At 34.5% G+C, this 11,959-nt stretch carries 11 protein-coding genes; 10 read left to right on the forward strand and 1 reads right to left on the reverse strand.

The genetic code is table 11. From position 1 onward, the window contains the following. Positions 1–163 precede the first annotated feature (163 nt). The gene (locus FN817_RS19165; RefSeq protein ID WP_047424429.1) at positions 164–835 is read right to left on the reverse strand and encodes a response regulator transcription factor; all 672 of its coding nucleotides are present in this window, start codon (positions 833–835) and stop codon (positions 164–166) included. A 179-nt stretch (positions 836–1,014) separates the two neighbouring features. Between FN817_RS19165 and tssO the strand changes: the two genes are divergently transcribed. The 10 genes from tssO (at position 1,015) to FN817_RS19215 (ending at position 11,931) form a co-directional block, all read left to right on the forward strand. Next, complete coding sequence (gene tssO, locus FN817_RS19170) at positions 1,015–1,551, forward strand: type VI secretion system TssO (protein WP_047424431.1); 537 nt, start codon at positions 1,015–1,017, stop codon at positions 1,549–1,551. Between the two features lie 11 nt (positions 1,552–1,562). Further along, positions 1,563–2,087, forward strand: coding sequence for a type VI secretion system transmembrane protein TssO (locus tag FN817_RS19175; RefSeq protein ID WP_142719326.1), 525 nt, complete (start codon positions 1,563–1,565; stop codon positions 2,085–2,087). A 48-nt stretch (positions 2,088–2,135) separates the two neighbouring features. After that, positions 2,136–3,047: a PKD domain-containing protein gene (locus FN817_RS19180; protein ID WP_047424435.1), complete on the forward strand. Its 912-nt coding sequence runs from the start codon at positions 2,136–2,138 to the stop codon at positions 3,045–3,047. A gap of 45 nt (positions 3,048–3,092) precedes the next feature. Continuing rightward, a complete protein-coding gene (gene tssR, locus FN817_RS19185) occupies positions 3,093–5,498 on the forward strand; it encodes a type VI secretion system protein TssR domain-containing protein (RefSeq protein ID WP_142719327.1) in 2,406 nt (801 codons plus the stop codon). 435 nt (positions 5,499–5,933) lie between these two features. After that, on the forward strand, positions 5,934–6,341 hold the full coding sequence (gene tssD / locus FN817_RS19190; protein ID WP_047424439.1) for a type VI secretion system tube protein TssD: 408 nt from the start codon (positions 5,934–5,936) through the stop codon (positions 6,339–6,341). A gap of 167 nt (positions 6,342–6,508) precedes the next feature. Continuing rightward, on the forward strand, positions 6,509–8,443 hold the full coding sequence (locus FN817_RS19195) for a type VI secretion system Vgr family protein (RefSeq protein ID WP_142719328.1): 1,935 nt from the start codon (positions 6,509–6,511) through the stop codon (positions 8,441–8,443). A 17-nt stretch (positions 8,444–8,460) separates the two neighbouring features. After that, entirely contained in the window at positions 8,461–9,915 is a 1,455-nt protein-coding gene (locus FN817_RS19200; protein WP_142719329.1) for a hypothetical protein, read from the forward strand. A gap of 86 nt (positions 9,916–10,001) precedes the next feature. Beyond that, positions 10,002–10,469 (forward strand): hypothetical protein, encoded by a 468-nt coding sequence (locus FN817_RS19205; RefSeq protein ID WP_142719330.1) that lies wholly within the window; start codon positions 10,002–10,004, stop codon positions 10,467–10,469. 22 nt (positions 10,470–10,491) lie between these two features. Continuing rightward, positions 10,492–11,250, forward strand: a complete 759-nt coding sequence (locus tag FN817_RS19210; protein WP_142719331.1) for a hypothetical protein — start codon at positions 10,492–10,494, stop codon at positions 11,248–11,250. 159 nt (positions 11,251–11,409) lie between these two features. Beyond that, a complete protein-coding gene (locus FN817_RS19215) occupies positions 11,410–11,931 on the forward strand; it encodes a hypothetical protein (protein WP_228451609.1) in 522 nt (173 codons plus the stop codon). The last annotated feature ends 28 nt before the right edge of the window (positions 11,932–11,959 follow it).

An 11,959-nucleotide genomic window follows, 5' to 3' on the forward strand; every position in this document is an offset into this window, starting at 1 on the left:
CTAACGGTATAAAGGTACAAAAAAATTAATGAACAAAATTTAATAAACGGCGGTAGCGATAGCTTTGGCAGGGTTTTCTTACTTATATTAAGCATTTATAAACCCTCCTCAGCTTCCACCAGTTAGCCGGAATTTTAAATTTTCAAATCTGAAATCAGAATTTTTATAAACTGGAATTGTAATAGCCGTTTTCTACACAGAAACGGATAAGGTGGAGCTTGGTTTTCAGTCCCAGTTTTTCTGTAAGCCGGTTAATGTAAGTGTCAATAGTTCTTGTGCTCAGGTTAAGTTTTTCTGCAATTTCTTTATTGCTGAATCCCTCATAGCAAAATCTCATCAGCTGTATTTCGGCTGGAGAAAGTTCTTCCTGACCTTTTTTCTGCCTGTCCATATATTCCTGTACTGCAAGTGGCTGCTGCTCCCATTCCTTGGAATAGGTCTGGTAGTCAAAGTCTTCAGAAGTGATGCTTCCCTTGATGATATCTTTTATAATGGTGCTTTTTTTCTGACAGTAATAGGTATTAGGAATTTTTGAAAGAATTTCAGCCATATCTTCCTGATAAGTGCCGGAATAAGTGATAATAGGTGTTTCCGTATTGTTTTTCCGGATGTATTTAATCGCTTCAATTCCGCTTAAAACGGGCATAAATAACTCAATGATGAACACATCCTCCTGCCTTCTGTAGATTCTGTTTACCAGCTCGTGCCCATTGTTACAGTCATTCAGAAGCATATAGAAAGGATTCTCCATGAGTGTTTTGATCATTATTTTTTTAAAATAAAAATCACTGTCAGCAATAGAAAAACGTACGGTATTAGATAATATTTTACTCATTCTTAATATCGATTTGGCGAATGATATTTAAAATTTAGAGGTCTAATTTATGAAAAACTTATCAAAGTGGAAATTAATATTAATTTAATCAGGGTTTTCACGAAACAGGTTTGGGGAAATTACGTATTGTGCATAAAAATTTTTTTTTATATTTTCACAGGCCAAACAAATCGCAAATTATGTCTTCTAACAGGGAAAAAAAATTAAACAAATCTGACGTCAGAATAGGCATTTGGAAGTTTATTCTGTCTTTTGTCGTTTTGTCGGTTGTAACTTTTGCGTGCTTATTTCTCTTCTTTAAGAGTTATGACATACAACGTGAAGGAATCAGCCGGGAAGCTGAAGCCTATAAAGAACTGATGCTTCGAAGCGACGTGCTGAAAGATCACATTGATGAAATTTATGACAAAATGAACCAGCTTAGTATTAATAAGGTGGAAAATGATGTGTTCCTCAGAACCAGCATTATGGATAACGTGAGAGACGCCAAAAATATTATGGGCAAAGACAGTGCACAGAGCTTTAAGCACTATGCTATATTGATGAAGCAGATAGTACCTATGATGACTTTAAAGGCTAAGATCATTGAAGTGGAATATAAGAAGAAAACCGTTTTAAGAGATCTGGATGAATGTATGGGTAAAATAAAAGTAACCAATAACGAGCTTAGAAAAGACCCTACAAGAAATTTCACAGGAAGTAAAAGAAGAAGATAAAAAGAAAAGATATGCAAGGACAAATCACATTATCGAAGAAAGAAAGGCATTATCAGTTTTTTTATTTAATACTGATGCTTGTGACTGCTATGTTATTTTTAGGAGTGATATTTTTAAAAGGATTTGTATCTCCGTTTTCTGATGAAGATGTGAGAGGAATTCAGAATCTTGAACAGAAAGCTGAATTTGAGCATCATCAAAAAATCGTTATCCCAATCATGGACAGTACTTATACCATGATCACAAAACTTACTGATGACGGCCCGCAGCCTTTTGTAGAAAATAATATTCAGTTGGGGGTTAACGATCTTAACAGTTATTTCGGCAGTACTGATGTTGTTGATATCAGAAAAGATGCTTATCCTCAGATTGCAAAATTCTATAAAATGTACTTTGATGACAAAAAAGTGATTTCAACTACTTCAGAAGATATTAAAGTTTTTCAAAAGCAGGTGGATGAGTGCAGAATCGGATTTAAGGACAAGCAAAATAAGCTTTATCAGCGTGAGCAGGACCTGAAAGCAAGAGTACAATAAGTAATAAATACTAGGAACTTTATATAAAACACATCACAATTATTAACTATGAATTATTTTCAAAAGAACAAGAAAAACATTATTATCGGTGTTGTTGCAACTTTGCTCATCGCAGCATTAGTTGCTCTATGGCTGCAGAAAAAAGTTATCCATTCAGCCGATGATATTGTTGGGGTGGTTTATCCGTCTTCACTGGCGGTAGGAGACACGCTATTATTCGAAGATAAAACCCAGTTTGCGAAAACCAAAAGATGGAATTTCGGAGACGGTACAACTTCAGATAAAAACAGCGGGATTCACTTCTATAATAAACCGGGGTACTATCAGGTGAGTTTGATCGTTGACAATAAGTATACGAAATCTTTCCCTGTAATGGTAAGCGCAAGAAGCGTTCAGAAAGCAAAAGATACCGCAAAATCAGCAACTACTATCGAAGCAGTAGCTCAGGCTATGCAAAATGAAAGCGTATCTTTCCGTGCCATTTCTGATGCAAAAGTGTTTGCATGGAAATTCGGAGAAACAGGAAATACAGATTCTAAAGATAAATTTACAATCTATTCTTATAAAAAACCCGGAGATTATGTGGTAACGCTATACACTGAAGAAAGTCAGGAGCCTATTTACCACCATATTAAAATCCTTCCGGCTTATGATGCACTTGCAGAAGAGGAAGTTTCAGTAGAAGATTCTTACGCAAGAGTAGATAATGATTTCAAATATCACCTTCAGCAGATTGCCAATGGAAACAGTTTCAATATGCATTACAATTACCTGTTGAAAACCTATCTGTGTAACAATGAAAATACAGTAGTAAAGGTAAATGACAGCAAAGTGAACAACTTCTACATGTACTGTGCCGGTCTTCAGTTTGACAAAAACACGGTGATTCAGACTGTAAAGGTGAACCTTGATGATAAACAGGAGTGTGTAACGAAAGTAGAAATCAACCAAAGCAAATAATATCATCCGGTTTACGGATGCGCCAATCATTAAAGATAAAATAGGATGAAAAATAAATTTCCTCTAGCAGCATATTATATAGGGTTATCAGTATTATTGACGAGTTGCCAGGTAAAACTGCCGTCAAAGAAAACCCCGGAACCGTCACAGTACGGACAGGTGGATGCTTCCCCTGTCGTTAACGGTTATCCTAAAAAGTCAGCTCCATGGATCGTTATTTCAGACAGGTCGAGAAATACGGCTTATCTGGATAAAGATGATGAGAAATCTTATAAAGAAGTAAAATTCCTGGAACCTCTGATGGTTTTAAAACATAGAGACGGAATGGTAAAAGTAGCGGAATATGTTCCGGATGCTTTAATGAAAAAAGTTTCTTCAAAATCTATCAAAACATATGGATGGATTCCTGAATCTGAACTTCTTCTTTGGAATAATGCTTTAAAAAGCGAAAAAACAGGATATCCTGTAAGAGTTGCCGTAGTACCAAGTAACAGTGAAGTGATTAAAAACGCTGAAAGATACTATAAGAATGACTCTATTATGGTGTTTAATTCACCAAGCCTTATTGAAACAGCCAATGTAAAGATTCCAAACGGACAAATTGTTTATGTCTATAAACAGGCTGAAAACAACAAGCGATTTTTAGTAGGTAAAAAGCCTTCAATTGACATAGACAGCATTGGCAAAGGACTTTACGGATGGGTAAGTTCTAACGTGATTTCCAGCTGGGGAGAGCGCTCTGCGATCAAACTGAAAAATACAACAGGGATCAACGATTCTTCTTTAGGGATCTATGAAGGATCTCCGGGAGGATCTGGATCTGATGCTGAAAATAAAAAAGCAGTTCTTCTTACAGACGTTAACAAAAGAACACAGCTTGAGAATATCTTTCCTGTAAATCTTCCATTGGAACAGGCTCCAACTCCGGATTCAAAAACAAAATATTTCACCAATATTTTAGACTACAGCAAGAACTTTGTATCGAACGTATTGGGTGAACCTATTTATTTTGACCGCTACAGAGAGATCACGGAAAGAGATAAAAATATTAATATTGTCTTTGCGTTAGACGTAAGTGCAGGAAATGCTCCTTATGCCCCTATCGTAAAATCATTATTACAGGATCTTCAGCTTAGATTTGAGAAACCATCTTATTTTAACAATGTTAAATATGGAGTGGTGCTGTACAAAAATAACCCTTGCGGGGAAAATATTTCTGTATCCAACCTGAGTGCTGACTACAGTAAAATGACAACGTTCATTGATCAGAAAACGAATGAGATGAACTGTGCAAGCAACAGCGGTTATCAGCCGGTTGGTGAAGCTCTTACTGCAGCAGGAAACCTTCTTTCCAGCGTACCTGATGAAACCAATATTGTGGTGACTGTAGGAACTTCTGCCAACCAGAGCGGAAATATGTACAGTGTGATCAGTTCGCTTACTCAGGCTCAGGCAAGACTGATTATGTTCCAGACGAGTGCAAGATCATCAGATACCTACAATGATTTCGTATTGATGGCAGAAAATGTTGTTACCAATACGGCTAAAAATATTGCTGAACTTAAAAAACAAAAGATCATCAACCAATATGATGTTCTTACCAAAAATAACTTCAGCCTGGTAGAAGGAGATGCCGGATTCTTCTCATTGGCTTACCCTAAACAGAGTATGTCTCAGGGATTTGTTATTTTCCCTAAAAAAGGGGATATTACAACTCCCGGATTCCTGAAAAAATCTGTTGACAGCCTTATTTCACAGGTTACTTTAGATAATCAGAATATTGATAAATCACTTAATGAATATTTCCATTCATCAGTAGGAGCAGGAAAAACAGATGTTGATGTAAAATATAAATATCTGTATCCAGGTCTTACCAATCCGGTTTCTGCAGGAATTGCAGCACAGCTGATCAACTACGGAAGCCCATTCCTTGTAAAAGGATACATTCCGAAAGATCTGAAAGATTATACTCCGGGAATAGAAAAAGGAATCCTTATTTCTGAATCAGAATATGACAACTTAAAAGCTTTCTATACCGAAGTATACAGAAATACTCAGGCAGACCGTCCGGATTTTAATCAGGCAAGAGCAGTGAAAGAATATGTGAAGCTTCTGAAAAAGTATAACCCGACTATAAAATTCCTGGATAAAGGAGCTCTTTATGAACAGCCAATGTCGTATGCTATTGGAATGAGTACAGGATTTGATCTTTCCGAAGAAGAACTGATGGCTAAGTACAAACTGAAAGGGTGGAAAAAATCAAAAGTTGTTCCTAGTGAGACTGTGAAAAACTATTTCTATCACTACAAAAATTTAGCAGACAGAATGCTTGCCAACAGAAATAACCCAGCTGTAAAGATTCAGCAAAACGGACAGACTTTCTATTGGCTTAATGAATACTTTACGCCGTCAAGAATTCCGACGGAACAACCGGAATATACAAAGCACTAAAAAATTCATTTTATCATATCAAAAGCAGAAGTTACCTCCTTCTGCTTTTTTTGTGTCCCAAAACCGGAAGTGAAAAGTTGAAACACCTAGACCTTAAACTTTAAATCTTGAACTTTAAATTTAAAACCTTGAATCAAAAATTCACAGAAAAGCGAATTGACCATTCATAATTCACCTTTAATTTCCCGATTATCTCTCGCTATAGTGTAAAAATAATTTTTATCTTAAAAATGGGATTTAGTCTAAAATACTGTATTGGTGGGTGTTGTGATGTGGTGTTTAAATCTTTTGTCGTAGAATTACGACAAGAAATCGTAGAACTACTACAATTTCTCAGATTTATATTGAAAAGTTTTTTTTAGCGAAAAAGAGCCTCTATCTTTGCTAAACAATCACCGAATCACAAATATTACTAACGATTAAAATTTACTAATCATGGCCGAAAGAAATTCAAGAGGAATCTTAAAATTCAACAACGGTGAAGGACAGAAGCTGTTAAAAATGAATTACAGCGTATCCAGATCTACAGACGTATCAGGACGTGTAGCATCAGATCCTTCTAACGCACTTATTAAAGTAACAGTAGAAGCTACTGAAAAATCTGATATTCTTGAAAGCTTGCTGAATGGTAAATACAAGCCAACAGTAGGAGAAATTACATTCAATAAATCTCACGAAGAAGGAACATTGATTACTTTGAAATGGGAGAACGGATATGTAATTCAACATCAGGTTGATTTTGATGCAATAGACAGTAATAGCATGCTGATCAGCTTCGTAATCAGTGCTGAAACTATTGACTACGGTACTTCTCAGTACGCTGGTCTTTGGCCTTCAAGCTAAAATTTACACACATTATCAACATTCATAAGAAAAAAGACTGTCCCTTTTAAAGGCGGTCTTTTTTTGCCTGATAAAAACTTATACCGGAAAATTTTACTCTAACATGCTTATATAACCTCTGTTATATAAAATATTGTTATCTTTAATCAAACACAAACACAAAGCATATGAAAACCGAATCAAAGACAAAAGGATCTTCCTTCCGTCCGTCACAGAATGCAGACGGGATATCCGAGAATCATCATGCAGGAATCAACCGGCTGGTTAAATTGTCACTGGTTGTGGAAGGTAAAATTATTAAGTACTACAAACACTTCACTCTTAAACAAAAAGCCAGTCACCATCACGAATTCAGTCTTACCCTTGCCCATGACGCATTGGGAGACAGACAGAGCCATACTCTTGAAGAAGCTAATAAATTTTTAGGAAAGCGACTTACAGCCGTTATTTCTTACAAAGATATTGAGAAAAGCCCTGAAAGAAACTTTGTCGGAATTATTACTAAAGTTGGATTCAGCCAGGAAAAAATGAGCCTTGGAAATATCGTACTTTCCGGATACAGTCCTACTATTTTATTGGATGGAGCTCCGCATATCCAGAGTTTTGGCGGCGGGCAATCTGTTAACATGGGAATTATTGCTGAAGAAGTAATCAAACAGGGAATTGATAAAGAACGGTTTGATATAAGAATTGATACAAATGATTATTCTCAGATCATTTACAGCAGCCAGTACAATGAAACCCATTATAATTATCTGGCTAGAATGGCAGAAGCATATGGAGAGCAATTTTATTATGATGGTGAAGTATTGCATTTCGGGAAGCTTCCACCACAGAATAAACCTATCAAACTGCTCTATGGAAGCAATGCAGATCATGTAAAAGTAGAGTTAAAAGCTGTTCATACAAAACCTCAATACTACGGTTATAACAGCAGTAAAAATGAAAAACTTACTTCCGGGGAAACTCCCGTAAACCATTTAAGCGATCTTGCCAATACAGCATACAGCCATAACGATAAAATCTATAAAACCCCGGCGCTTCAGGTTGCCCCTATTAAAGCAACAACGCATCTGGATGTTGAACATTCTCAAAGAAGTACTTCAGGCAGCGAAGCGGTAAATGTATTTTCCGTTTCCGGATCTACAACAGTTCCGTTTTTACACCCGGGATGTGTGGTGGATATTTATATGAGAAAGCCGGACAGTAATGAAACTTCCTACTTTACAAAAGTAATGGTAACAGAGGTTGTTCACGAAATTGATACGATTGGACATTATTCAGGAACTTTTGAGTCTATCGCTGCGGATACCGGTTTTTTACCGAAACCCGAATTCAATGTACCTGCCGCACAGCCACAGATCGCGACCGTAATTTCTAACACGGATCCGGAAGGACAGGGAAGAGTTCAGGTGAGATTTGACTGGCAGATGAATGATACCACCCATTTTGTCCGTGTAATGAGCCCCGATGCTGGAGGAACAGACCAAATCACCCAAAACCGTGGCTATGTAGCCATTCCTGAAGTAGGAGACCAGGTGATGGTCAATTTTGTTCACAGTCACCCCGACAGACCTTTTGTCATGGGAGGAATGTTTCACGGTGGAATAGGCCTTGGAGGTGGTGCGGACAACCGTGTAAAATCTATACAAACACGAAGCGGCCACAGAATCGTTTTTACAGAAGATGAAAGTATCATTATTACAGATAAAAGCGGTAATGAAATTCATCTGGATACGACGGGAAGCAATATTAATATTACGGCACCGGAAACGATGACCCTGAACTGTAAAAATATGAATATTAATGTAGGAGAAAACATGACTACGACGGTGGGGATGAATAAGTCTGATAGTGTCGGATTAAATAATACCGAGACCGTAGGCGCTATGAAACTTACTTCGGTTATAGGAAATGTGAGTACATTTATTACGGGGAAACTTACTGAGATCATTGAAGGAGATGTACACAGCGAAACAAAGAAAGGCAAAACGGTGATTAATGGTGAGGAAGGAATTGAAACAAGTACCAATGCTTCTATCAATAAACATGCAAAAAGTAATATTGATAATAGGAGTGGTGAAAAAGGAAAAGCTCATTAATTACATAACCAATTAAGATGAGTAGGGTAAGAATTGTAAAAGGAAAAATATATGAGGCTGTTGAAGGAAATCTTAGTTATTATTCTGAAACAGACATTATAGAAAACGCAAGTATCATATATAGTGAAAATAGTGATACTGAGATTCTTTATGGAGGGAATCCTGAAAAACCTCCTATGGCTGAAATCAATATTGCTGCGGATGCAATAGTGCATTTTCGCCCCATGAGAAATTGGAAGGGAAAAGAATATGGTTTTGATTGGATGCGTATCAAGGATACAGGTTTGTTTGGTGATGATTTATATTCAGATTTAACAGGAACATATGATAAATATCCTTCAGCTGACCCTGCAGCAAGATTTACTACCTCACCTACTTTATTTACAGATCTTAAAAGAGAGTATAGTAATCCTGTATACAGTATACCTTGGTTGCTAAAGGATAGAAAGCCAACTAGCTACTATCCTTCTTGGATATGTGTTGAAAAAAATAAAAAAATCAAGCTATCTTTAAAAGTACATATAAAAGATAAGGAAAAACTTCCGACAGAATTGGTAATTGCTTATGATAAGACATTATGTGAGATTACGACAAGTTTGGGACAAGGTGTTGAAAATGAAAAAAGTGATCCTACAAAAAATACACATTATGCAAAAATTGTAATTAAAAAAAATGAAAGTTACAAATTAGAGGACGAAATAGAATTGAAAGTAATAAAAGATATTACGACTCCTGAAATTTTAAAAGTTCTTTGTGATGGGAATGAAGCAGGATATTTAAAGTTATATAATAACAAAGTGAAAAGGCTAAATGTAGTGTGTGTGAGGGTGAAAGCTAATATAGGAAATGGAGAAAATAAAGGCTCAATAAAAGGTAAAACTGAGTTAGAAAATTATTTAAAGCAATCCCTGATTAAAACAAATATAGTTGAAGAAGATTTGAATATTCTCAGAAATATTGATAGTACACCAAATACAGATTTATCATTACCTTCTATAAGTAATGGAAGTGGAATTAATGTTGGTGGAAATATTAGAGGTAAATCACTATATGATTATCTAGATGAAAAGTTAAAAGCTATGTTTCCAAATTTTGGAACTGATGGTAAAGCAGATGGGACAGGTAAATATGATAAATTTTTACGACTTTATTTTTTTTCTGAAACTGCGTATCTGGTTCATAATGGAGCAACAATAGGTGTAGGTGGAATTGGAACTCCTATAGGTGCAGGGCGAGGAACTATGTTTTCAGGAATCACAGATGCTGATGTAGCTCATGAAGCGATGCATGCTATTGCATTGGGGCATTCATTTGGGACACAAGAGAGTATATCTGCAATAACACCTTATCTCTTTAAATATAAAAAGACAGAAAACGTTATGGATTATGCTCATTTAGATAGTAAAGATAAGTACTCCACTTGGAAATGGCAGTGGGATAAATTGAGAAATTTTAATTTATTAACAGAATAATGGTAGAACAAATAATTAAATACTCTAAACATTCTGTTTTTTTTCTTCTATTTATTTTTACTATAAATTGTTCAACATATAAACAATTGGAAGGAAATATAGTTAGAACTGGCATTTTATCTAAAAATGATACTGTTATTGTTCAATCGACAATGAAGTTTGATACATCTCATTTGTTATGCGGGCAAGATGTTCATGAAATATTAAATAATCAATCATATTTTGGAAATATTAATGATGGTAAAACAATTAAAAATAAAAAATTAAATAGGATGTTAAAAGGTTTACCTATAACGGTTTTATGGTCTGAACCTTATAACCCAGTGTATTATTTTATGCAGAATAATATTATCAGCTTTAGTCAAACAAAATCTCAACGATTACTTAGAGAAAAAGAATTATTACAAATTAGATATTCTGCATATAGTAGAAAAAAAATGAGAATATATGTGATGCAAACAAATTGGAATGAAAAAATAAGAAAAAAAAGGGAGTATTTTTTTTCTGGTGAAAAAATTGATAGCGTAAAAACCTACGAATTTATTTTAAAATAAATATTTTGTTAAATCATAAATAATGAGAATACACACCCAATTAATATACTGTTTCTTCCTGAGTTTTATATTTTATCAATGCGATGCACAAAAAGAAACCTTGAATAAAAACAAATATATCATGCCTATGGACTCAATAACTGAAACATTAAACATCAATAATCCCAGATTATTAGAGACTAAAAAAGCTCAAGGTCTTGTTGAACCCTATTCTTCAAGGTATGATGTTGATATGACTGAAACTCTAAGTGATGGTAGTACACAAACAACTATGGGAACCCTAGGATTGGTTTACAGTCAAAGAACATTATTACCCAAAGGCTGGTTTGATCTTTATAAGGAATACTATCCAAACGGAAATATAAAGCTAAAAAGGATTTATAATAAAACTTCTAAAGGAGATTATGGATTGATGTATGAATTTGATGAACATGGAAAGCTAACTAAGACAATTGATTTTGATGAAGGTTGGAAGACTTCTTTTGAAACTATTACTGAAATTGCAAAAAAATATATTCAAAAATATAATTATAAAATTGATGCTTCAGCAAATGCTGTAATTAATACAGACCAGCAGTGGACTAAACAGTATATAAAAATATGGAGAAAAGAAAATGATGGAAAAAAATATTGGCAGATTGGTCTGAATAAAGGTCATTTTGAAAATCCGGATGATAAAAAATGTGAACGAGTTATAATTCTCGTGGATGACAGTTCCGGAAAAGTTTTAAAAAATGAACATTATTTTGACTGGTATAATCGTTTTTTCAAGGAATTATAAATAAAGTTGAAATTTTAACTGAAATGAAATGTATAAAAAAACTTTTTATAATCCATTTATTATATGGGTAGTATAAATATAAAACTATTTGTAGTATTCTTGTTGGTTTTTTTTATCCAATGTCAATCTCAGGAAGTACAAGAGACAATGATTCCAAAAATGAGTAATGAATTTGAAAAGATTACTATAGAGAATTCTAAGAAAAAAGAGGATGACAGATGTATTGAAACTCCGGAAGAAAGAAAAGAAATCTTTTCTGCTTCTAAAGGTGGATATAGATTAAGTATTTACTATGAGAATTCTTTTTATAAATCAGATAAATTCTATTATAAAAATGGGTACATAAAAAATAAATCATTGTCATTTAATATGGGTTCTCCAATAGGAATATTATATCATTTCGATAAATCAGGGAAGCTTATTAAAGAAGAAAATACAGATGAAGGATATAGTTTTACTCCTGAAAAGATAGTGGAGTATTGTGAAAAGAATAAAATTAATCTCCCAAAAGGCTATCATGATTCAGGTTATCAGACAAGAGTATTAAAACAGGATTTTGAAGGCAAAAAAGTATGGCGGATTTCTCATCAGACTGCAGGTGATACAATTGTGGAAATCATATTAGATGGGAAAACAGGGAAAGAACTTCAGAAAAAAACAGTACCTTTTTATAATCCGTAATTATTGATTAATAAAAGTTTAATAGGAG

This window comes from Chryseobacterium rhizoplanae, from assembly GCF_900182655.1.
GTDB classification, from domain to species: domain Bacteria; phylum Bacteroidota; class Bacteroidia; order Flavobacteriales; family Weeksellaceae; genus Chryseobacterium; species Chryseobacterium rhizoplanae.